The following is a 23748-nucleotide window of genomic DNA, read 5'->3' on the forward strand; positions in this document are numbered from 1 at the left end:
GCGGTTTACATAAAGTGCGGTGCTCGACAGGCCGGGCACCGCTTGCTCCTTGTAGGAGTGAGCCTGCTCGCGATAGCGGTTTTCCATTCAACATCTCTGTCGACTGATACACCGTCATCGCGAGCAGGCTCACTCCTACACTGTTTTTCAGCGGCCTTTGAATTGCGCCACGTTCGCAGACCGCGCATCGGCCTGTGGTTGACCGGCAGTGCCGAGGCGCTCACCGGTTTTGGCATCGAACAACAACACTTTCGACGGATCGAACTGCAGCGTCAGGCTCTCGCCCACCTGCGGTGCCACGTCTGGCGCCAGTCGGCAGCAGACTTTGGTGTCATTCAAATTGACGAACACCAGGGTGTCCGGACCGGTCGGCTCGGTGACCTGCACTTCAGCGCGAATGCTCGGCAGGCCATTGCCCTCGCCGTTCGCCAGACAGATCTGCTCAGGGCGCAGGCCGAGGATCACTTCGCGGTCTTCAAGCCCGGCGTCCTGCATGCTCATCGGCAATTCGCAACGCGCCTGACCGCTGTCGAGCAGCGCCAGCAAACGGCCGTCCTTGCGCTGCAAGCGCAGCGGAATGAAGTTCATTGGCGGCGAACCGATGAAGCTGGCGACGAACAGGTTGGCCGGATCGTTGTAGATATCCTTAGGGGTGCCGAACTGCTGAATGATTCCGTCTTTCATCACCGCGACTTTGTCGCCCAGGGTCATCGCTTCGATCTGGTCGTGCGTCACGTAAACCGTGGTGGTTTTCAGACGCTGGTGCATCAGTTTCATTTCGGTGCGCATCTCGACGCGCAGCTTGGCGTCGAGGTTGGACAGCGGTTCGTCGAACAGGTAGATCTTCGGCCGACGTGCCAGCGCACGACCCATCGCCACGCGCTGTTGCTGCCCGCCGGAGAGCTGGCCCGGCTTGCGATTGAGCAAGTGTTCGATCTGCAGCAGCTTGGCGACGCGGGCGACTTCTTCGTCGATCGCAGCTTGCGGCATCTTGCGGATCTTCAGGCCGAACTCGATGTTCTCGCGCACGCTCATGGTCGGGTACAGCGCGTAGGACTGAAACACCATGGCGATGTCACGATCCTTGGGGCTCATGCCACTGACGTCCTGATCGCCGATCATGATCGCGCCGCCGGTGATGGTTTCCAGGCCGGCGATGCAGTTCATCAAAGTCGATTTACCGCAACCCGACGGGCCGACGAGAATCAGGAATTCGCCGTCCTTGATCGACAGTTCGATGTTCTTCAGGGTGTCCGGCAGGCCGGCACCGTAAGTCTTGTTGACGTTGCGAAGTTCGAGCGTTGCCATGATTACCCCTTGACCGCGCCGGCCGTCAGCCCGCGCACGAAATACTTGCCTGCGACCACATAGACCAGCAGGGTCGGCAGGCCGGCGATCATCGCCGCTGCCATGTCCACGTTATATTCCTTGGCACCGGTGCTGGTATTGACCAGGTTGTTCAGCGCCACGGTGATCGGCTGCGAATCGCCGCTGGAGAACACCACACCGAAGAGGAAGTCGTTCCAGATCTGGGTGAACTGCCAGATCAGGCAGACCATGATGATCGGCGTCGACATCGGCAGAATGATCCGGCGGAAAATCGTGAAGAAACCGGCACCGTCCAGTCGCGCAGCCTTGACCAGCGCATCGGGAATGCTCACGTAATAGTTACGGAAGAACAGCGTGGTGAACGCCAGACCGTAAACCACGTGAACGAAAACCAGGCCCGTGGTGGTGCTCGCCAGGCCCATCTTGCCGAGGGTGAACGAGGCCGGCAGCAGCACGGTCTGGAACGGCAGGAAGCAGCCGAACAGCAGCAGACCGAAGAACAGTTGCGAACCACGGAAGCGCCACATCGACAGCACGTAACCGTTCAACGCGCCGATGGCGGTGGAGATGATCACGGCCGGAACGGTGATCTTGATCGAGTTCCAGAAATAACCATCAACCGTGGCCCAGGCCTTCACCCAGCCGATGCCGCTGACCACGGTCGGCCAGCTCAGCAGGTTGCCGGTGCTGATGTCTTCCGGGGTCTTGAAGCTGGTCAGCAGCATGACCACCAGCGGCACCAGATACAGAATCACCGCGAAAATCAGCACCGCGTAAATGGCGATGCGACTGAAGCTGATCGCGGGTTTGGCAGCGAGACTAGTCATTGCGCTTGGTCCTCAGCTCGGAATACAGGTAAGGCACGATGATCGCGAGGATCGCACCGAGCATCAGAATCGCACTGGCCGAGCCCATGCCCATCTGGCCGCGACTGAAGGTGAACGAATACATGAACATCGCTGGCAGGTCGGAGGAATAACCCGGACCGCCCGCGGTCATCGCGGCGACGAGGTCGAAGCTCTTGATCGCGATGTGCGCCAGAATCATTACCGCACTGAAGAACACCGGACGCAGGCTGGGCAGCACGACTTTCCAGTAGATGCGCGGCATGCTCGCGCCGTCGATTTGCGCGGCACGGATGATTGATTGATCGACGCCACGCAGGCCGGCGAGGAACATCGCCATGATGAAGCCCGAGGCTTGCCACACAGCGGCGATCACCAGGCAGTAGACCACGCGATCGGGGTCGATCAGCCAGTCGAGACGGAAGCCTTCCCAGCCCCAGTCACGCAACAATTTGTCCAGGCCCATGCCCGGGTTGAGCAGCCATTTCCACGCGGTACCGGTCACGATCATCGAGAGCGCCATCGGGTACAGGTAAATGGTGCGGATAAAGCCTTCGCGACGGATGCGCTGGTCGAGGAACACCGCCAGCAGCACACCGATCACCAAAGTGATGCCGATGAACATGCCGCCAAATACCGCAAGGTTCTTGCTCGCCACCCACCAGCGGTCGTTGTCGAACAACCGTGCGTATTGCGCCAGACCGGCCCACTTGTAGTTGGGCAGAAAAGTCGAAGTGGTGAACGACAGAATGAACGTCCACAGGATGTAGCCATAGAAGCCCACCAGCACGATGAACATGCTCGGCGCCAGCACCAGTTTCGGTAGCCAGCGCTGCAATGCATCGAACGGCGAGGCCTTGCTGAACACAGCAACAGAACTCATGAGCAAATCCACAAAATAAAGAGAAGAACAGCTACTAGCTGCAAGCTGCAAGACCAACATCGCGCAAGCTTTTAACTTGCAGCTTGAAGCTCGTAGCTTGCAGCTCGCCGCTAAGGCGCCTATTTGGCTGACTGAACCGCCGCGCCGAGTTTCTTCGCGGCATCGGCCGGGTCGGCTTTCGGGTCGTTGATGTAGTTGGTGACTACGTCAAAGAACGCGCCCTGCACGGCCAGCGTGGTCGCCATGTTGTGCGCCATGCTCGGTTGCAGGCCGCCGGATTTGGCGTCCGCGAGGAAATCCTTGGCAGCGGTCTGTGCGCAGGAGTCGAAGCCGAGCTTGTCCATGTTGTTCAACATGTCGTTGCGAACCGGAATCGAGCCTTTGTTGATGCTGAAGACTTTCTGGAAGTTTTCACCCAGCACGACTTTGGCGATGTCTTGCTGGCCGGCCGCAGTGCCCGCGTCCTTTTGCTTGAACACGGCCAGCGAGTCGATGTTGTAGGTGAACGCTTTGTCGGTGCCCGGGAACGCTACGCACTCGTAGTCCTTGCCGGCGACTTTCTTGGCGGCGGTCCATTCGGACTTGGCCCAGTCACCCATGATCTGCATGCCGGCCTTGCCGTTGATGACCTTGGCCGCTTCGAGGTTCCAGTCCTGACCTTTGCCGTCAGCGTCCATGTAGGTCGCGACTTTCTTCAGCTCGGTCAGCGCCTTGACCATTTCCGGGCCGGTCAGCGCTTTGTTGTCGAGGTCGACCAGGGCTTTCTTGTAACCGTCGACACCCATGACCGAAAGCACCACGGCTTCGAACACGGTGCTGTCCTGCCAAGGCTGACCGCCGTGAGCCAGCGGAATGAAGCCTGCGGCTTTCAGCTTGTCGCCCGCGGCGTAGAACTCTTCGAGGGTGGTTGGGTTCTTGGTGATCCCGGCTTTCTTGAACACTTCCGGGTTGATCCACAGCCAGTTGACACGGTGAATGTTCACCGGCACGGCCACGTAATCACCGTCGTACTTGACGGTGTCGGAGACTTTCTTGTCGAGCAGGCTGTCCCACTTTTCCGACTTGGCAACGTCTTTCAAAACGTCGGTGTCGAGCAGGCCGGTCGATGCCCATTCCTGGATATCCGGGCCTTTGATCTGCGCAACGCCCGGCGGGTTGCCGGCAACGGCGCGGCTTTTCAGCACGGTCATGGCAGTCGCACCGCCACCACCGGCGACAGCGCCGTCCTTCCAGGTGAAACCGTCTTTTTCGACTTGAGCCTTGAGCACATCGACAGCGGCTTTTTCGCCACCGGAGGTCCACCAGTGCACGACTTCGACCGAACCTTTGGATTCGGCAGCGGAAACACTGAGCGGCAGGATTGCGAGCGGGAACAGGGAGGCGACAGAAATGACAGTAGCGAGGCGAGAAATCGCATTCATTCGAGATGTACCTTTCTTGTTGTTATGCATTGCAAGTCTGGTGCTTGCGCTGCACGGAGTTTAAACAGAGCGTTTCCCTTCGCAGGTAACGAAGGGACGCGTAAATGTCACGACATGGTTACACAGGACTGCCTTGGGATAACTGCGCCAAAGCCGTGGCCATGCTCGGTGCCAGCGGCAATCGTGGAATCAAAACGGCCTGCCAGGCGTGATACAGATCAGGCTTGCCCGGCCAGATATCGGCACTTGGCTGGTTTTGCGGATTGAGCTCGTGATGCCAGCTGCCGTTGCAGCGGTCGATGAATTGCAGTTCGCAGAATTCCCAGAACAATCGGTACCAGGTCTCGTATTGGGCATCACCGGTGCGCTTGAGCAAGGCGCTCGCGGCGGCGCTGGCTTCGGCGTGGGTCCAGTGCAAACGATGGCGGACCACCGCTTTGTTGTCCCAATCGAGGGTATAAACGATGCCCGGCGCACCGTCGACGTTCCAGCCGTGGCGGCAGTTGTTCTCGAACAGTTTTTGCGCATCAGTGGCGAGCCAGCCCGGCGTGAGCATGCCGGCCTGGACCCGCGCCGCTTCGAGGTGCAGCAGCAGCCGCGCCCATTCGAACCCGTGGCCCGGCGTGGTGCCGTAAGGACGGAAGCCATCAGCAGGATTGTCGTGGTTGTAATCGCGCAGCGGCTGCCAGTCGCGGTTGAAGTGCTCAATAACCATGTAATCGTTGGCCGCAGCGTGACCATGAATCACGCGTTCAACGATGCGCTGGGCACGCACCAGCCAGCGCGGGTCTTCGGTGACATCGGCCAACGCGAGGAACGCTTCGGTGGCGTGCATGTTGCTGTTGGCGCCACGGTAGGCTTCCTCTTCGCTCCAGTCGCGGTTGAAGAATTCGCGCATGGCGCCCTCTTCTTCGCTCCAGAAATACGTGTCGATGATGTCGATCGCATCATCCAGCAAAGCCTGGGCGCCGGGCCGTTGTGCAACCACGGCAGAACTGGCGGCCAACGCGACAAAGGCATGCAGGTAGGCATTCTTGCCGGTGTTGTCGTCACGATGTTCGGCGACCGCGAACCAGCCACCGTGCAGCGCATCACGCAACGGCCCACGCAGCGCGGCGACGCCGTGGTCGATCAGGTCGGCAAACCCCGGCAGGCCCTGGATATGCGCCATGGCGAAGCTGTGAGTCATGCGTGCGGTGTTCATGGTTTCGGCTTGCGCATTGGCCGGTAATTGGCCGCGCTCGTCGAGGTTGCCGAAACCTTCGGGAAGTCTTGCTGCCTTGGCGAAATCCAGCAGGCGCAGGCCTTCGGCGGCGAGCCATTGCTGGTGGGCAGGCGCGTTCAGCCAACTGCTGAAGCCTGGGTGAAAGGTGTCCATGGAGTGACCCTTTTTTGTTGTTAGGACTGCGGGCAGTCTAAACAACGGGCCGGGGTGGGCTTGTAACGAAGGGGACGTGGTTTGTCACTGATCCGTGACAAAACGCAGCAAAAGCACCCTCACCCCAGCCCTCTCCCGGAGGGAGAGGGGGCCGACCGAGTGGTGCAGAGTTATCCACCAACCTGACACTTCGAGTTGATTATGGATTCGCTATCGGACGTCCAGGACGGCGTATATCTGCAGCATCTCCCGATCAGTCCCCTCTCCCCCTGGGAGAGGGCTAGGGTGAGGGGCTCTTCAGGGGTTAATCCACAGACCGAGGTAACTGCAACGTCACCCGCAACCCCCCTTCACGCAGATTCTGCAACGTCACTTCCCCACCATGGCTGTGGGCAATATTGCGCGCAATGCCCAACCCCAGCCCATAACCCTGCTGCTGCCCGGCCAAGCGAAAATGCGGTTCGAACACCTGCTCCAGACGCTGCTCCGGCACGCCCGGGCCTTCGTCGTCGACATGCAGGACGAACGCGCTTTCATCATCATCGATGTGCAGATGCGCGTTCCGCCCGTACTTGAGCGCGTTATCGATCAGGTTACCGATGCAGCGTTTCAACGCCAGCGGCTTGCCCGGATACGCCGTCAGCGCGCGGCCGTGCTGGGTCACGCGGCCGTTGCCGTTCGGTGCCAGATACGGCTCGACCAGGCAATCGAGCACATGGTTGAGGTCCACCGGCTCGATGTTCTCGTGGATATCGGTGTCCTTGACGCATTGCAGCGCGCCTTTGACCAGCAGTTCCAGCTCATCCAGATCACGGCCGAACTTGGCTTGCAGTTTTTCGTCTTCGAGCAGTTCGACGCGCAAGCGCAAGCGGGTGATTGGCGTGCGCAGGTCATGGGAAATCGCGCTGAACAACTGGCTGCGCTCGGTCAGGTAGCGGCTGATGCGTTCGCGCATGGTGTTGAATGCGCGGCCCACTTCGACCACTTCGCTGCCACCGCCCTCGGCCACCGGTTCGACGTCGGCGCCCAGCGACAAATCCCGCGCCGAGCGCGCCAGACGCTTGAGCGGGCGGCTCTGCCAGTGCACCAAAAGCCCAATGAACAACAGCAGAAAACCGCTGGTGAGGACGATGAACCACACCTGCTGCGACGGCAGGCCTTGTTCTTCGAGACTGGTGTAGGGCTCGGGCAACAGCGAGGCGATGTACAGCCATTCGCCCGGGGCCATTTGAATCTGCGTGACCAGCACCGGCGGATTGACCGGCTCGAGCGTCAGCGCGTAATGCGCCCACGAGCGTGGCAGCTCATCAAGCTTCAACCCGGCGTTGAAAATGCGCAGGTCCTCGGGGCTGACGAAGGTCACCGAAATATCCGTGTCATGGCCCAGGGTCTGGCGCAGCACTTCATCCACCGCTTGCATCACCGCCGCTTTGCGCGGGGTGACCGGCAGCACGTCCATGCCCAGCGGCTTGTCATTCAGGGTCACGACGAAACGCGTACCGCCCATGCTGCGCAACTGGTCGAGCACCAGCGGCCGGTACGCCACCGGCAGCGAGCGAAAATAGCTGACGCTGGCGGTCATCGAATGGGCCAGGCTGCGCGCGCTGGTGACCAGCCCTTCGAGCTGCGTCGCGCGCAGTTGCGAGACCCAGATCACGCTCGACAGGGTTTGCGCAAACAGCACCGCGAGCAGGGTCAACAGCAGCATGCGCCCGAGCAGCGAACGCGGCACCGGGACTTTTGCGGCGAGTTTGCGTAGCGACTCAGTGAGCATTGCCGGCAACCACGTTGGCTGCCAGTTGATAGCCGCTGCCGCGCACGGTGCGGATCAGTCGCGGCGGTTTTTCGGTGTCGCGCAGACGCTGGCGCAAACGGCTGACGGCCATGTCGACAATCCGGTCGAGCGGCATCAGGTCGCGGCCACGGGTGGCGTTGCCGATGGTGTCGCGGTCGAGGATTTCCTGTGGGTGATCGAGAAACAGTTTGAGCAGCGCGAAATCGGCACCGGAGAGAATCACTTCCTCGCCGTCGGTGTGAAACAGCCGATGGCTGACCATGTCCAGCCGCCACTCGTCAAAAGCCAGCACTTCACTGCCGCTGCGTTCGTGCGCAAATTGCGCGCGGCGCAACAGGGCCTTGATCCGCGCTTGCAGTTCGCGCGGGCTGAACGGTTTGCCGAGGTAATCGTCAGCGCCGAGTTCCAGACCGATCACGCGGTCGGCTTCGTCGGAACTGGCGGTCAGCATGATGATCGGCACCTGCGCCTGACGTGGATGCTGGCGCACCCAACGGCACAGGCTGAAGCCGTCTTCGTCGGGCAGCATGACGTCGAGAATCACCAGATCGCTCGGCGCCTCGTTGAGCGCCTGACGGAAACTGGCCCCGTCGGCGGTGGCGCGTACCTGAAACCCGGCGCGGGTCAGGTAGGTTTCCAGCAACTCGCGTATCTCTTGATCGTCATCGACCAACAATATCGACTTGTTGACTGAGCTCACTTCGAAGGCATCCTTGTTGTTGGAATTGGGGCGGATTATGCCTTAAGCACTGAACGAACAAACACCACAGAACCACTGTAGGAGTGAGCCTGCTCGCGATAGCGATGTACCAGCCAACGGAAATGTTGAATGTCATACCGCAATCGCGAGCAGGCTCACTCCTACAGGGGATTGTGTTTCAGGTCGGGATAGCTTGGTCGAGGGCCACGCCGGCGCCGACCAGGCCAGAATACGGCGCTGTCACCAGCCACACCGGGATGCCTTTGAAGTAATCGCTCATGCAGCCCTTGTCGGCGAAGCTGCGGGCGAAACCGCTGCTGGCGAAGAAATCGGCAAAGCGCGGAATCACCCCGCCAACGATATACACCCCTCCGCGCGCGCCAGTAGTCAGCACGTTGTTGCCGGCCACGCGGCCGAGCCAGCAGCAAAACTGCTCAAGCACTTCGAGGGCAATCGGATCGCCCGCCAGACCGGCCGCGCTAATCGCTTCCGGCGTGTCGAGGGTCGGCTCATGCCCGTCGACTGCGCAGATCGCCCGGTACAGTCGCGGCAAGCCGCCGCCGCTCAATGCGGTCTCGGCGCTGACATGGCCGATCTCGTTGTAGATGTGCTGCCACAGTTGGGTTTCGCGCGGGCTGCTCAGCGGCAGGTCAACGTGACCGCCCTCGCCCGGCAATGCCGCGAAGCGACCTTCGCCGAGATCCAGCAGAGTGCCAACGCCCAGCCCGGTGCCTGGGCCAATCACCACCGCCGGGCGCAACGGCTCCGGCGTGCCCTCGCAGATCACCCGGAACTCGCCCGGTTGCAAGCGGGTCATGCCCAGCGCCATCGCCGAAAAATCATTGGTCAGCAACAATTGCTCGACCTGCAAGGTCTTGCAGAACGCGCTGCGGCTCAGGCGCCAGTGATTGTTGGTGAACTTGAATTCATCGCCGCTGACCGGACCGGCGACCGACAGGCACACCGAGCCGATCGCCCCCGGCGCCAGACCGAGCCCGCTCAGATACAGGCTGATCGCCTCTTCCGGGCTGGCAAAGTCGGCCGTGGCCAGCACCTGAACCGATTGCAGTTGCTGGTTTTGCCACAACGCAAAACGTGCGTTGGTGCCTCCGATGTCACCGACCAAAGCCAGTTTCAATTAAGCGTCTCCAGGGCAGAAGTGAAGGCGCTGGCGCCCTGCTCCGCCGAGCTGAAGGCCATGCGCATGAAGCCGAACAGTTCGCGACCGCTGCCGATGTTGTTGCCCAACAGGCCTTTGGCAGGTTCGCGTGCGGCAAATTCGTCGGCGTCGACCTTCAGTTCCAAGGTGCCTTTGACGCCATCGACGCGGATGATATCGCCCTCTTGCACGCGCGCCAAAGCACCACCGACATAAGCTTCGGGGCTGACGTGAATTGCCGCAGGGATTTTCCCCGACGCGCCGGACATGCGCCCGTCGGTCACCAGTGCCACTTTGAAGCCGCGATCCTGCAGCACGCCGAGGAACGGCGTCATCTTGTGCAGCTCCGGCATACCGTTGGAACGCGGGCCCTGGAAGCGCATCACTGCGACGAAATCCTTCTCCAGCAGACCGGCCTTGAACGCGTCGGCCAGATCCTGCTGATCCTGGAACACCATCGCCGGCGCTTCGACGATCTGGTTTTCCAGCGCCACCGCCGAGACCTTCATCACGCCGCGACCAAGGTTGCCCTCCATCACGCGCAAGCCGCCCTCGGCGGAGAACGCTCGAGAGACTGGACGCAAAATGTTTTCGTCGAGGCTGTCAGTCGGGCCTTCGCGCCAGACCAGCTCGCCGTTATCAAGGAATGGTTCTTTGGTGTATTTGCTCAAACCGTGGCCAAGCACGGTGTTGACGTCTTCGTGCAGCAGGCCGGCGCCGAGCAGTTCGCGGATCAGGAACGACATGCCGCCCGCGGCCTGGAAGTGGTTGATGTCGGCTTTGCCGTTCGGGTAGACGTGGCTCAGGGTCGGGACGACTTCGGAGAGGTCGGCCATGTCCTGCCAGGTCAGCTGAATGCCCGCGGCCATGGCGATCGCCGGCATGTGCAGAGTGTGATTGGTCGAGCCGCCAGTGGCGTGCAGGGCAACGATCGAATTGACCAGCGCCTTCTCGTCGACGATTTCACCGATCGGCATGAAGTTGCCGTTCTGCTTGGTCAGGCGCGTGACCTGATGCGCGGCTTCGCGGGTCAGTGCGTCACGCAGCGGCGTGTTCGGGTTGACGAAAGACGCGCCCGGCAAGTGCAGGCCCATGACTTCCATCAGCAACTGGTTGGTGTTGGCGGTGCCGTAGAACGTGCAGGTGCCCGGGCTGTGGTAAGACTTCATCTCCGATTCCAGCAGCTCTTCGCGGGTCGCCTTGCCTTCGGCGTACTTCTGCCGCACATCGGCTTTTTCCTTGTTGGAAATCCCCGAGACCATCGGCCCGCCCGGCACGAAAATGGTCGGCAGATGACCGAAGCGCAGCGAGCCCATCATCAGCCCCGGCACGATCTTGTCGCAGATGCCGAGCATCAGCGCACCGTCGAACATGTTGTGCGACAGCGCCACGGCGGTCGACATGGCAATCACTTCGCGGCTCGGCAGGCTCAGTTCCATGCCCGGCTCGCCCTGGGTCACGCCGTCGCACATTGCCGGGGTGCCGCCAGCGAACTGGCCGACCGAGCCGATTTCGCGCAAGGCATTTTTGATCTGCTGGGGGAACACTTCGTACGGCTGGTGCGCCGAAAGCATGTCGTTATACGAAGACACAATGGCGATGTTCGCCGAGTTCATCATCCGCAGGCTGTGCTTGTCTTCGCTGCCGCACCCGGCCACGCCATGGGCGAAGTTGGCGCATTGCAGCTTGCCGCGCATCGGCCCGTCCGTGGCGGCGCCGCGAATCAATGCAAGGTAAGCCTGACGCGTGGCGCGGCTGCGGGCGATAAGCCGTTCGGTGACCTCAAGAACGCGGGGATGCATGTGTAGAACTCCAGGCTAACGGATGTGGCGACCTGATTGTCTATGCTGATCAAAGGCCGGTGTCGGTGGAATGACAGACGGCTTTTTTGACCATTCGGACCAGTTGATTCAGGTCACTCGTTGTAGATAAAACAAAATATTGCCACTAAAAAGGCTTGTTTTCTATTTTTATGCGAATAATCTTGTAATTCCAACAACAAAACGACGGCGGCGCTGTTCCATGACTCTTCGAATCGCAATCAATGGTTTTGGCCGTATCGGCCGTAATGTCCTGCGCGCACTGTATACCCAAGGCTATCGACAGGATCTGCAGATCGTCGCCATCAACGATCTGGGCGACAGTTCGATCAATGCCCATCTGCTCAAATACGACACCGTTCACGGCACCTTCGACGCCGAAGTGGCGCACGATAACGAGAGCCTGACGGTCAACGGCGACCGCATTGCGGTCAGCGCCATTCGCAACCCGGCCGAACTGCCATGGGCGGCGGAAAAGATCGACGTGGTGTTCGAATGCACCGGTCTGTTTACCGACCGCGCCAAAGCCGCCGCGCATATTAGCGCCGGCGCACGCAAAGTGATCATCTCGGCCCCGGCCAAAGGCGCCGACGCCACTGTGGTTTACGGTGTGAATCATGACATTCTGCGTCAGTCGCACCAGATCATTTCCAACGCGTCGTGCACCACCAACTGCCTGGCGCCGGTTGCGCAGGTGCTGCACCGCGAACTGGGCATCGAAAGCGGTCTGATGACCACTATCCACGCCTACACCAACGACCAGAACCTCACCGACGTCTATCACACCGACCCGTACCGCGCTCGCTCGGCCACGCAGAACATGATCCCGAGCAAGACCGGCGCCGCTGAAGCGGTGGGCCTGGTACTGCCGGAACTGGCCGGTAAACTGACCGGCATGGCCGTACGTGTGCCGGTGATCAACGTGTCGCTGGTGGACCTGACCGTGCAGTTGAAGAAAGAAGCCAGCGCCGACGAAGTCAACGCCCTGCTCAAAGCGGCGAGCCAGCATTCAAAAATTCTGGGTTACAACACGCTGCCGCTGGTTTCCAGCGACTTCAACCACAACCCGCTGTCGTCGATCTTCGACGCCAACCACACCAAATCCAGCGGCAGACTGCTGAAGGTGCTGGCCTGGTATGACAACGAATGGGGCTTCTCCAACCGCATGCTGGATAACTGCCTGGCGTTGTGTAACGCCGAATAATCCCAGTCGATCCCCAATCCCCTGTGGGAGCCAGCCTGCTGGCGATAGCAATCTTTCTGCCACCGGATTCGGTGCAGGTGAAACCGCTATCGCTAGCAGGGCTAGCTCCCACAGGGGTTTCTGATTTCAATCTGAAATCATTGCTTGACCATTCAGCTAGATGATAAGCATTATCATTCGCTTGAAATGGATCAGGTCTTCCCGTGAGTCAATCGCGCTTCATTCATGTCTTCCTTGCCCAGCGCACGTCCCTGCTGCGCACGCTGGAGCGCATGGTCAACAATCACAGCACCGCTGAAGACCTGCTGCAGGAAACCTACCTGCGCGTCACGCGCGCCTTGAGCGAGCGGGCCATCGATCACCTCGAACCGTTTGTGTTTCAGACCGCGCGCAATCTGGCGCTGGATCATCTGCGTGCGCGCAAGATCCACGCGCGCACCATGGTCGATGATGTCCCGGCTGAAATTGTGCACAGCGTCGCCGCCCCCGCCAGCAGCGCCGAAGACGCCGCCCATGCCGAACAGATGCTGGAGCGCCTGAACGTGAGCCTCGGTCAACTCAGCCCGCGCCAGCAGCAGATTTTCATCCTCAGCCGTTTGCACGGGAACAGCTATCAGGAGATCGCTGACGAACTGAACGTCTCCCTCAGCACCGTACAAAAAGAACTGAAACTGATCATGTCGATCTGCATCGGCGTCGCTGAACGACATAACAGCAGCGGCAAGCTTTGAGCTTCAAGCGGCAAGTAAAAACGAACAGCAACAACGCATCCGGCTTTGGCTTGCAGCTTGTCGCTTGAAGCTAGAAACTGCTTCGTCAGAAGCCCTGCTTCACCAGAAGCCTGAGGAAACACCGTGACGGACACCCACCGCTCGCCTTCGCCGGATTCGGCGCAGGACGCTGCCAACGCAATGGACCAGGCACTGGACTGGCTCATCGTGCTCGGCAGCCCGGACGAGGAACAGACCCGGCAGTTCCACGCCTGGCTGGCGGCCGATCCGTTGAACGCCGAAGCGTTCGCCAAGGCCCAGGCGATCTGGGACGGTCCGCAAGTGGCGTTGTGCGCGCAGGCCCTGGCGGAAAAACCGGCGAAAGTCACCTTGCTTCAGCGCTTGCGCCCGCACTGGAAACCACTGGCCACGGCGGCAGTGCTGGTCCTCGGTCTGTTCAGTTTCAGCAACCTGCCAATGCGCCTGCAAGCCGATCACCTGACCGTGGTGGGCGAACGCCAGCGCCTGCAACTGGAGGACGGCTCGAAAGTCCTGCTCAACACCAATTCGGCGTTTTCCAGCACCATCAACGATCAGCAGCGCGTGGCCCGGCTGTTTCAGGGCGAGGCGTTTTTCGAGGTTGCCAGTGGCCGCGGTCAGGCGCTGGAAATCGATGCCGGGCCGGTCCGCGCCAGCGTCCGCGACACCGCGTTTGCCGTGCGTTATCTCGACGGGATCGCTCAAGTCAATGTGCAGCGTGGCGATGTCGACCTGCGCGCCACCCACAACGATGCGCGGGTACGCCTGAGCGCTGGCGAAAGCATCCGCATCGGCCCCAACGGTTTCGATCACCCGGCCAAGCTCGACGCCAATACCGATCTGGCCTGGGTGCAGGGTCGCCTGGTGTTCGAGAACTGCCCGCTGAATCAGGTGTTGGCCGAACTGCGCCGCTACTATCCGGGCTGGATCATCAATACCAACGAGCAGTTGGCCGACGTCGCCGTGACCGGTAATTACCGCCTCGATCAGCCGCTCGACGTGGTCCGCTCGCTCGCGCACATCACTTCGGCGCGGCTGCAAGAATTCCCCGCCGTGGTCATCCTGAACTGAATGAGAATTATTTTTACTCGATAGCCCGCGTCAGTACGTCTCGTTATAGCCAATGCAATTGATTCGCATCAAGCGATGCCAATCAGCACCTATAAAGATTCGTGCGACACGGAGCGCTATCGATGTCCTCACGCCTTACCCGCCAGACCGCTTCCCCTTCCCGCGTACTGTCGCTGCTGACCGCGGCCATCCTCATGGCCGGCAGCGCGCCGCTGCTGGCTGCCCCTGAGCAACCGGCGCGCAACATGGGCGATTACGCGTTTGCCATCGGCCAGCAGCCTCTGGTTTCGGCGTTGAACGCTTTTACTGCCGTGACCGGTTGGGAGGTCGGCCTGCCGGCGGAACTGGGCCAGGGCGTTGCATCGCCGGGTGTGCGCGGTTCGCTGCCACCGGAGAAAGCCCTCGAGCGGCTGTTGGTGGGGACCAACCTGAGCTTCCGCAAACTGAGTAACAACAACGTCGTACTGGAAAAGCGCAACAGCAGCGGCACACTGAACCTGGATCAGGTAACCATCAGCGCCACCCGCCAGGAACAGTCGGTCAACAGCGTGCCGGCCACCGTCACCGTGCAGACCCGCGAAGACCTCGATCGGAATAACGTCAACACCATCAAGGAACTGGTGCGCTACGAGCCGGGCGTTTCCGTCGGCGGCGCCGGCCAGCGCGGCGGCATCAGCGGCTACAACATTCGTGGTATCGACGGCGACCGCATCCTCACACAGGTCGATGGCGTGGAAATCCCCAACGGGTTCTTCAACGGCCCGTACGCCAAGAGCCAGCGCAATTATGTTGACCCGGAAATCGTCAAACGCGTCGAGATCCTGCGCGGCCCGGCCTCGGTGCTGTATGGCAGCAACGCCATCGGCGGCGCGGTCAGCTATTACACGCTGGATGCCGACGACATCATCAAGCCCGGCAAAGACCTCGGCGCCCGCCTGAAAACCGGTTACAGCTCGGCTGACGACAGCTGGCTGAAATCCGCCACCGTTGCCGGGCGCTCCGGTGAATTCGACGGCTTGCTGCACTACAGCCAGCGCGACGGTCACGAAACCGAATCCTACGGCGGCAACAACGGCACCGGCCTTGCGCGCACCGCCGCCAATCCGGAAGACGTGCGCGCGACCAACGTTTTAGCCAAGCTCGGCTGGAACTACAACGACGATTCGCGTCTGGGCCTGACCTACGAAAAGTACAAGGACGACCGCGATACCGATCAGAAAAGCGCCTACGGCGGCCCGTACTTCAATGGTGCGCCGACCATCCCCGCCAGCGTACTGCCCGGCGGCATGTACCAGTGGCGCACCGGCAACGACACCATCAGCCGTGAGCGCTTTGGCCTCGAGCACACGTTCGCCCTCGACAGCCTGCTGGTCGACAACGTGAAGTGGAGCCTCAATTATCAGATCGCCAAGACCGACCAGAGCACCGAAGAGTATTACTACCCGATCACCCGCAAAGTGCTGCGCACCCGCGACACGATCTACGAAGAAAAACAGTGGGTCTTCGATGCGCAACTGGACAAGGCCTTCACCCTCGGCGCCACCGATCATGTGCTGACCTACGGCACTACGATCAAGCAGCAGAAAGTCACCGGCTCGCGCAGCGGCGACGGCACCTGTCTGGCCGTCGGCCGTGGCTGCACGGCGATTGGCGCGACCAGTGCGGCAGACGTGCTGGCCAAGGCCAGCGATTTCCCCGATCCGACCATCAACACCTACAGCCTGTTCGCGCAGGACCAGATCAGCTGGAACGACTGGACCTTCCTGCCGGGCCTGCGCTACGACTACACCCAGCTCAAGCCGCACATCACCCAGGAATTTCTCAATACCGTGGCCGCCGACGGCCAAGGCACCGTCAGCGACAAGAACAAGACCTGGCACAAAGTCTCGCCGAAATTCGGCCTGACCTATGCCCTGACGGAGAATTACACCTGGTACGGCCAGTACGCCGAAGGTTTCCGCACCCCGACGGCAAAATCGCTGTACGGACGCTTCGAGAACAACACCACCGGTTACACCGTCGCGCCGAACTCAGATCTCGAGCCGGAGAAAAGCAAAAGCTTCGAGACCGGTCTGCGCGGCCACTTCGAGCACGGCTCGTTCGACGTGGCGGTGTTCTATAACAAGTACCGCGATTTCATCAACGAAGACGCGGTCAAGCCAGGCGACGATCAACTGACCTTCCAGAGCAACAACATCAAGCGCGCCACCATCAAGGGCGCGGAAGTCAAAGGGCGCTTGAATCTCGATGCGTTCGGCGCGCCGCAAGGCCTGTACACCCAGGGCTCGATCGCCTACGCCTACGGTCGCAACAACGACAGCGGCGAGCCGATCAACAGCGTCAACCCACTGACCGGCGTGTTCGGCCTCGGTTACGACCAGGACAATTACGGCGGCTTGCTGAGCTGGACCGTGGTGAAGAAAAAGGACCGCGTCGACGACAGCAACTTCAAGTCGCCGGACGGCGTCAGCAGCCAGTTCAAGACGCCGGGGTTTGGCATTCTCGATCTGGCCGGGTATTACAAGGTCAGCGACGACGTCACCGTCAGCGGCGGCATCTACAACCTCACCGACAAGCAGTACTGGCTGTGGGATGACGTGCGCGGTTACGACAGTGTCGGCGAAGCCTCGGTCACTCAACCGGCCAACCTTGATCGCCTGACCCAGCCGGGCCGCAACTTCGCGATCAACCTGATCTGGGATATCTGATCCGGCCGACCTCACTGCGTGTGCGATACGCCGCGCAGTGAGGTTTTTTTACTCTCCGGCATCCGCCCGTACGTCTTGTTATCAAGCGCCTCATTTATCAAGGACACCCCATGACTGCCTCGGACAAAGCCCTGCGTTCGCAACGCCTGAACCAGATCACCCATGAGCCGCACAGCAAGCTCGACGCGTTGGTGAAAGCCCATGCACCGTTCGAGACTCGCGCCAGCTTCGCCCGTTTTGTCGTTGCGCAGTACCTGTTCCAGTCGGAACTGGTCGCGCTGTACAACGATGCCGAACTCACCGCCATCATCCCTGACCTGCCGGCCCGTTGCCGTGCCGAAGCTGCCAGGGCTGACCTCGCCGACCTCGACACCGAAGTGCCGGAGCCGGTGGCCGGTGCCGTGAACAAACCGAGCAAGGCGCGCGCACTGGGCTGGCTGTTCGTCTCCGAAGGCTCCAAGCTCGGCGCGGCGTTTTTGATCAAACGTGCGGTGGCGCTGGAGCTGAGCGAAAGCTTTGGCGCGCGTCATCTCGGCGAGCCAGAAGGCGGCCGTGCCGAAGGCTGGAAGAGCTTTGTGCGTACCCTCGATGCACTGCAATTTACGGCTGAAGAAGAAGCCGAAGCCGAGCAAGGCGCGCTCGATGCGTTCAATCGCTTCACCGTGCTGCTGGAGCAGGCTTACGCCACAGAGGCCGAACCTGCCTGATACACCGCAATTCCCTTGTAGGAGTGAGCCTGCTCGCGATAGCGTCCTGTCATTCACCATGAATGTCGACTGATGCACCGCTATCGCGAGCAGGCTCACTTCTACAGGGATCTCGGCAAGTCTGTAGAATCTCCGTTTCGCCTTATCCCATTCGCTGAGCCCATGCCCGCACCCGCCCCCTCAAAACTCGCCCGCCTGCTGTTCGGCCTGCTCGCCTATGTCAGCCTCGGCATCGGGCTGGTCGCGATTGTCGTGCCCGGTCTGCCGACCACCGAGTTCATCCTGCTCGCCGCGTGGGCGGCGACGCGCAGTTCGCCGCGTCTGAGTGCCTGGCTGGAAAATCATCGCCTGTTCGGGCCGATCCTGAGCAACTGGCGCAACGGCAAGATCATCGCGCGCAAGGCCAAGGTCAGCGCAACGTTAAGCATGCTGCTGTGCGCAACGCTGATGCTGGTGCTGCTCGAGCATGGCTGGCCGGTCTATCTGGCGATCGCCGGCATGGCGCTGGGCAACCTGTGGATCTGGTCGCGCCCGGAAAACCTCCCTGCTGCACACTGAAACATCCCTGTAATTATTCTTGTTTTCGGCACAATCCCCTGCGCAAACGTTTAGCGCTGACCGTTCGTCGGCAGCGGCCTCATGCCGTCTCGTTGCGCGCCGATGAGCAGACATGGCGCTGAATGGATTTGGCGAACCGGGTAGTTCATTTGCCCCGACAGTCACTTTCCTTATCCATTTACGAGATCGCCCGATGTTCGCCTCTCTGTCCATTCGCCTGAAAATCGTTCTGCTCAGCGGCCTGTGCCTGCTCGGTGTGGTCGCGCTGATTGTCGGCATGAACATGTACCAGACCAATCAGAACGATGAACTGGTCAGCACTTCCAGCAACCAGTTGCTCACCGCCAGCGTGCAGAATTTGCTGCAGGCCAAAGCCGCCGAACAAGCGGTGCGTGTGCAGAAAACCTTCGGCGAAAGCCTGCTGGTGATCACCGCGCTGGCCGACCAGATCAAGGACCTGCGCGTCATGGCTACCAAGCGCTCGCTCGACGCCGGCGCCCTGCGGGAAGAGTTGAACCAGAGCCTGAAAACCGCGTTCGAGCGCAACGACAAGGTGCTGGGCATCTGGCTGGCCTTCGAACCCAACGGCCTGGACGGCAAGGACAGCGAATTCGTCGATGACGCCGCGCGCCAGTCCAACGAAGCCGGGCGCTTCGCCACCTACTGGAGTCGCGCCGGTGGTGCTGCGCTGAACACGATCATGGTCGAAGACGACCTGACCAAAACCACCCTCAGCGTCAGCGGTACGCCCTACAACAGCTGGTACACCTGCCCTCGCGACAACAAGCGCACCTGCCTGCTCGACCCGTATGCCGACACCGTCGGGACCAAGGAAATGCTCATGACGACCATTTCCGTGCCCTTGATGGTCGACGGCAAAGCCCTCGGCGTGGTCGGTATCGACATTGCCCTCGATGCCCTGCAGGCCGCCGCCGTCGAGTCGCAGCGCAACCTGTTCAACAACGCCGGGCACATGCTCATCGTCTCCGGTAGCGGCGTACTCGCGGCGGACAGCGCCGATGCGAGCAAGGTCGGCAAGAAGATCGGCGACACCCCCGGTGTCGACGGCAAGGACGTGCTGCCACTGCTCACCGCCGGCACGCCGAAGATCCTCGAACAGGGTGACCTGATCCGCGCCGTATATCCGGTCGATCCGATCGGCAATTCACGCGCCTGGGGCGTGGTCATCGACCTGCCGAAACACGTGCTGCTGGCCGACTCGGTGAAGCTGCAAGCGGTGCTCGACGATGCTCAGGAAACCGGCGTGATCACTGCGCTGCTGGTCGCGGTGGTGGCCGGTTTGGTCGGCCTGCTGCTGATCTGGCTCACCGCTTCGGGCGTTACTCGCCCGATCAACAGCGTCGCCGACATGCTGAAGAACATCGCCAGCGGCGAAGGCGATCTGACCCAGCGGCTGAACTACAGCAAAAAAGATGAGCTGGGCGAACTGGTGAACTGGTTCAACCGCTTCCTCGACAAGCTGCAACCGACCATCGCCCAGATCAAGCAAAGCATCACCGAAGCCCGCGGCACCGCCGACCAGTCTTCGGAAATTGCCCGGCAAACCAGCGAAGGCATGCAGGTGCAGTTCCGCGAAATCGACCAGGTCGCCACCGCGTCGAACGAAATGAGCGCCACTGCCCACGACGTCGCCAACAGCGCCTCGAACGCCGCCAATGCTGCGAAAGGCGCCGATCAATCGGCCAAGGACGGTATGGCGATCATCGAGCGCAGTACCCGCGACATCAATCAACTGGCCGACGAAGTCAGCAAAGCGGTGACTGAAGTCGAAGCGCTGGCCGTCAACAGCGAGCAGATCGGCTCGGTGCTGGAAGTGATCCGCAGCATCGCCGAGCAAACCAACCTGCTCGCCCTCAACGCCGCCATCGAAGCCGCCCGTGCCGGTGAGAGCGGCCGTGGTTTCGCCGTGGTCGCCGACGAAGTGCGCAACCTCGCCAAGCGCACTCAGGATTCGGTGGAGGAAATCCGCCTGGTGATCGAGCGCATCCAGACCGGCACCCGTGGCGTGGTCGCGACCATGCATTCGAGCCAGACCCAGGCGCACAACAACGCCGGGCAGATTCGTCACGCCGTCGATGCGCTGGGCAAGATCAGCGACGCGGTGACGGTGATCAGCGACATGAACCTGCAGATCGCCAGCGCCGCCGAACAGCAAAGCGCCGTGGCCGAAGAGGTCAACCGCAACGTCTCGGCGATCCGCACCGTGACCGAAACCCTGACCGGGCAGGCCACTGAATCCGCCGCGATCAGCAGCCAGCTCAACAGCCTGGCGAGCCAGCAGATGAAATTGATGGATCAGTTCCGCGTGTAGTCGCCACACCGCCTATCCCTTGTAGGAGTGAGCCTGCTCGCGATCGCGGTTTATCAGTTGAACATTTATTGACTGACCCACCGCGATCGCGAGCAGGCTCACTCCTACAGGGGTTTCATCCAGCCCCGGAATGTTTTGCACTATCATCGCCCTCTCGCTCCGGAGGGTTTTCGATGACTGACTTGCTCACCTCCCTGCAAGCCGCACTCGGCTTGCCGCCCACGCCACTCGCCTTCATTGGGCTTGGCGCCCTGCCCTCGGCGTTCGCCGTCACCGATCTGGCCTGCGCCAGCCTCGCTGCGGCCGGTCAGTCGGTCAGCGAATTGATCCATCAACAAAGCGGTGCATTACCGACCGTCGCCGTCGATCGACGTCTGGCGTCGTTCTGGTTCAGTTCTTCGATCCGCCCGATCGGCTGGCAAGTCCCGCCGCTGTGGGACCCGGTCGCCGGTGACTACGCCACCGCAGACGGTTGGATTCGCCTGCACACCAACGCCCCGCATCACCGCGCCGCCGCTGAACGGGTGCTTGGTGCCTGCGCCGACCGTGCGGCGATGGCGGCGCAAGTCGCAAAATGGACCAGTACGGCACTGGAGCAAGCGGTGGTCGAAGCCAACGGTTGCGCCGCCGAAATGCGCAGCTGGGCGCAGTGGCGGCAGCACCCACAAGGGCTGGCGGTGAATGCCGAGCCGCTGGTGCATTTCACTGAACAAGCCAATGAGAAAGCCCTGCCATGGCAAGGCTCGGCCGCGCGCCCGCTGGCCGGGATCAAGGTGCTGGACCTGACCCGCGTGCTGGCCGGCCCCACGGCGAGCCGCTTTCTCGCCGGACTCGGCGCGAATGTGCTGCGCATCGATTCGCCAAGGTGGAACGAGCCCGGCGTCGTCCCGGAAATGACTTTGGGCAAACGCTGCGCGCGGCTGGATCTGCATGACGCGGCGGATCGCATGTTGTTCGAAAGCTTGTTGAAGGACGCCGACCTTCTGCTGCACGGCTATCGCGCCGATGCCCTGGAACATCTCGGCTTCGGCTTTGAACGTCGGCAGCAACTGGCGCCGGGGTTGATTGACGTCAGCCTGAATGCCTATGGCTGGAGCGGCCCGTGGCGCAACCGGCGCGGCTTCGACAGCCTGGTGCAAATGAGCGGCGGCATCGCCGAAGCCGGGATGCGCTGGCAGCAGGCGGATAAACCGACGCCGTTGCCGGTGCAGGCGCTGGATCATGCGACCGGGTATTTGATGGCGGCGAGTGCGCTCCGGTTGCTGACTGAACGCCTGGCCAACGGACGCGGGGGTTCGGCGCGATTGTCGCTGGCGCGTACGGCGAAGCTGTTGGTCGAGCATGGGCCGGGGACGGATGAGCCGTTGCGGGTTGAGGATGAGCGGGATCAGGAGGCCTTGATCGAGCAGACGCCGTGGGGCCCGGCGCAGAGGTTGCGCGTGCCGGTAGAGATTGGCGGGACGCCGGTCCAATGGGACTTGCCGGCCACAGACCTGGGTTCACACCGCCCACGGTGGTGAATCTGAAACCGGTATCGCCAGCAGGGCTGGCTCCCACAGGGGATCTGCGTCGTTCACAAATCCCCTGTGGGAGCTAGCCCTGCTAGCGATGAGGCCAGTGCCGCCAACATAAAATACGGAGCGCCAAGCTCACAAACTCAACACCCCGCTATACAACCCATACGCCGCCAACCCCGCGCCAATCACCACACAGGCAAAAATCCCCTTCTCGACCGTGGTAAACAACGGCTCGCCCGCTTCACGCTTGGCCTTGGCAAACAGAATCACCCCCGGCGCATACAACAGCGCCGACAGCAGCAGGTATTTGACCCCGCCGGCGTACAGCAACCAAACCGCATAGACCAGGGCGATGCCGCCGATCAGCAGGTCCTTGGTGCGCTCGGCCGAGGCCTGTTCGTAGGTTTCGCCACGGCCGCTGAGCAGGACCGCGTACGCCGCCGACCACAGGTACGGCACCAGAATCATCGACGAGGCCAGGTAAATCAGACTGGTGTAAGTGCCCGCCGAAAACAGTGTGATCAACAGGAAAATCTGAATCATCGCGTTGGTCAGCCACAGCGCGTTGACCGGCACATGGTTCTTGTTTTCCCTGGTCAGGAACGCCGGCATGGTCTTGTCTTTGGCGGTGGCAAACAGGATCTCGGCGCAGAGCAAGGCCCACGACAGCAACGCACCGAGCAGCGAAATCGCCAGGCCGATGCTGATCAGCAGCGCGCCCCACGGCCCGACGATGTGTTCGAGTACTGCGGCCAGCGACGGGTTCTGCAGATTGGCCAGTTCCGGTTGGGTCATGATCCCCAGCGACAGCACATTGACCAGCACCAGCAGCGCCAGCACGCCGATAAAACCGATCACCGTGGCGCGACCGACATCGCTGCGTTTTTCCGCCCGCGCCGAATACACGCTGGCGCCTTCAATGCCGATGAACACGAATACGGTGACCAGCATCATGTTGCGCACCTGATCCATCACCCCGCCGAAATTCGGGTTGCGGGTGCCCCAGATGTCGCGGGTGAAAATATCCGCCTTGAACGCCACCGCGGCGATGACGATGAACATGATCAGCGGCACGACCTTGGCGACGGTGGTCAACTGGTTGATCAGCGCCGCCTCCTTGATCCCGCGCATCACCAGAAAATGCACGGCCCACAGCAGCACCGAGGCGCAGCCGATGGCGATCGGCGTGTTGCCCTGTCCGAACACTGGAAAGAAATAGCCGAGGGTGCTGAACAGCAGCACGAAATAACCGACGTTGCCCAGCCAGGCACTGATCCAGTAACCCCATGCTGAGGAAAAACCCATGTAATCGCCGAACCCGGCCTTGGCGTAGGCGTACACGCCGGAGTCCAGTTCCGGTTTGCGATTGGCCAAGGTCTGGAAGACGAAAGCCAGCGTCAGCATGCCGACGGCAGTGATGCCCCAACCGATCAGAATCGCTCCGGCATCGGCGCGCGCGGCCATGTTTTGCGGCAGCGAGAAAATTCCCCCGCCGATCATCGACCCCACCACCAGCGCAATCAGCGCGCCCAGTCGCAGCTTCTGTGTTGGTTGCGACATGCAAGTCTCCTT

Annotated in this window: 17 protein-coding genes and 2 pseudogenes; 9 read left to right on the plus strand and 10 right to left on the minus strand. The window is 61.3% G+C overall.

Annotated elements, in window-relative coordinates:
* Positions 1–147: 147 nt before the first annotated feature.
* From BLU52_RS18330 to edd, 9 genes are all read right to left on the minus strand, one after another.
* On the minus strand, positions 148–1308 hold the full coding sequence (locus BLU52_RS18330) for an ABC transporter ATP-binding protein (RefSeq protein WP_090285548.1): 1161 nt from the start codon (positions 1306–1308) through the stop codon (positions 148–150).
* 2 nt (positions 1309–1310) lie between these two features.
* On the minus strand, positions 1311–2156 hold the full coding sequence (locus BLU52_RS18335; protein WP_090285550.1) for a carbohydrate ABC transporter permease: 846 nt from the start codon (positions 2154–2156) through the stop codon (positions 1311–1313).
* Positions 2149–3057 carry a carbohydrate ABC transporter permease gene (locus BLU52_RS18340; protein WP_042607263.1) on the minus strand — a complete coding sequence of 303 codons (909 nt, stop codon included), beginning with the start codon at positions 3055–3057 and terminating at the stop codon, positions 2149–2151. The genes BLU52_RS18335 and BLU52_RS18340 overlap by 8 nt, the downstream gene beginning before the upstream one ends.
* Before the next feature lie 119 nt (positions 3058–3176).
* Positions 3177–4478, minus strand: a complete 1302-nt coding sequence (locus BLU52_RS18345) for an ABC transporter substrate-binding protein (RefSeq protein ID WP_090285552.1) — start codon at positions 4476–4478, stop codon at positions 3177–3179.
* A 118-nt stretch (positions 4479–4596) separates the two neighbouring features.
* Entirely contained in the window at positions 4597–5856 is a 1260-nt protein-coding gene (locus BLU52_RS18350) for a D-mannose isomerase (RefSeq protein ID WP_090285554.1), read from the minus strand.
* Positions 5857–6160: 304 nt separating this feature from the next.
* Positions 6161–7630, minus strand: coding sequence for an ATP-binding protein (locus tag BLU52_RS18355; RefSeq protein ID WP_090285556.1), 1470 nt, complete (start codon positions 7628–7630; stop codon positions 6161–6163).
* A complete protein-coding gene (locus BLU52_RS18360; protein WP_090285558.1) occupies positions 7620–8351 on the minus strand; it encodes a response regulator in 732 nt (243 codons plus the stop codon). The genes BLU52_RS18355 and BLU52_RS18360 overlap by 11 nt, the downstream gene beginning before the upstream one ends.
* 178 nt (positions 8352–8529) lie before the next feature.
* Positions 8530–9489: a glucokinase gene (locus tag BLU52_RS18365; RefSeq protein ID WP_090285560.1), complete on the minus strand. Its 960-nt coding sequence runs from the start codon at positions 9487–9489 to the stop codon at positions 8530–8532.
* A complete protein-coding gene (gene edd / locus BLU52_RS18370; protein WP_090285562.1) occupies positions 9486–11312 on the minus strand; it encodes a phosphogluconate dehydratase in 1827 nt (608 codons plus the stop codon). The genes BLU52_RS18365 and edd overlap by 4 nt, the downstream gene beginning before the upstream one ends.
* A gap of 220 nt (positions 11313–11532) precedes the next feature.
* Here edd and gap point away from each other — a divergent pair, with 220 nt between their 5' ends.
* The 9 genes and pseudogenes from gap to BLU52_RS18410 all read left to right on the plus strand — a co-directional run bounded on the left by gap (position 11533) and on the right by BLU52_RS18410 (position 22179).
* On the plus strand, positions 11533–12534 hold the full coding sequence (gap, locus tag BLU52_RS18375) for a type I glyceraldehyde-3-phosphate dehydrogenase (RefSeq protein ID WP_090285564.1): 1002 nt from the start codon (positions 11533–11535) through the stop codon (positions 12532–12534).
* A gap of 203 nt (positions 12535–12737) precedes the next feature.
* The gene (locus BLU52_RS18380; protein WP_090285566.1) at positions 12738–13265 is read left to right on the plus strand and encodes an RNA polymerase sigma factor; all 528 of its coding nucleotides are present in this window, start codon (positions 12738–12740) and stop codon (positions 13263–13265) included.
* A gap of 123 nt (positions 13266–13388) precedes the next feature.
* On the plus strand, positions 13389–14354 hold the full coding sequence (locus BLU52_RS18385; protein WP_090285568.1) for a FecR family protein: 966 nt from the start codon (positions 13389–13391) through the stop codon (positions 14352–14354).
* A gap of 122 nt (positions 14355–14476) precedes the next feature.
* A complete protein-coding gene (locus BLU52_RS18390; RefSeq protein WP_090285570.1) occupies positions 14477–17062 on the plus strand; it encodes a TonB-dependent receptor in 2586 nt (861 codons plus the stop codon).
* 110 nt (positions 17063–17172) lie between these two features.
* A complete protein-coding gene (locus BLU52_RS18395; RefSeq protein ID WP_090285572.1) occupies positions 17173–17769 on the plus strand; it encodes a biliverdin-producing heme oxygenase in 597 nt (198 codons plus the stop codon).
* A gap of 162 nt (positions 17770–17931) precedes the next feature.
* Positions 17932–18327 carry a YbaN family protein gene (locus BLU52_RS18400; RefSeq protein ID WP_090285574.1) on the plus strand — a complete coding sequence of 132 codons (396 nt, stop codon included), beginning with the start codon at positions 17932–17934 and terminating at the stop codon, positions 18325–18327.
* A 466-nt stretch (positions 18328–18793) separates the two neighbouring features.
* Positions 18794–19753 (plus strand): annotated as a pseudogene (locus BLU52_RS27330) (PDC sensor domain-containing protein); the annotation flags it as partial.
* A 378-nt stretch (positions 19754–20131) separates the two neighbouring features.
* A pseudogene (locus BLU52_RS27335) lies at positions 20132–20659 on the plus strand (methyl-accepting chemotaxis protein); the annotation flags it as partial.
* A gap of 173 nt (positions 20660–20832) precedes the next feature.
* A complete protein-coding gene (locus BLU52_RS18410) occupies positions 20833–22179 on the plus strand; it encodes a CoA transferase (protein WP_090285578.1) in 1347 nt (448 codons plus the stop codon).
* Positions 22180–22308: 129 nt separating this feature from the next.
* Here the strand turns inward: BLU52_RS18410 and arcD are convergent, their stop codons facing one another.
* Entirely contained in the window at positions 22309–23736 is a 1428-nt protein-coding gene (arcD, locus tag BLU52_RS18415; RefSeq protein WP_090285580.1) for an arginine-ornithine antiporter, read from the minus strand.
* Positions 23737–23748: the final 12 nt, after the last annotated feature.

Origin of the sequence: Pseudomonas granadensis (assembly GCF_900105485.1) — a bacterium.
Taxonomy (GTDB): Bacteria; Pseudomonadota; Gammaproteobacteria; order Pseudomonadales; family Pseudomonadaceae; genus Aquipseudomonas; species Aquipseudomonas granadensis.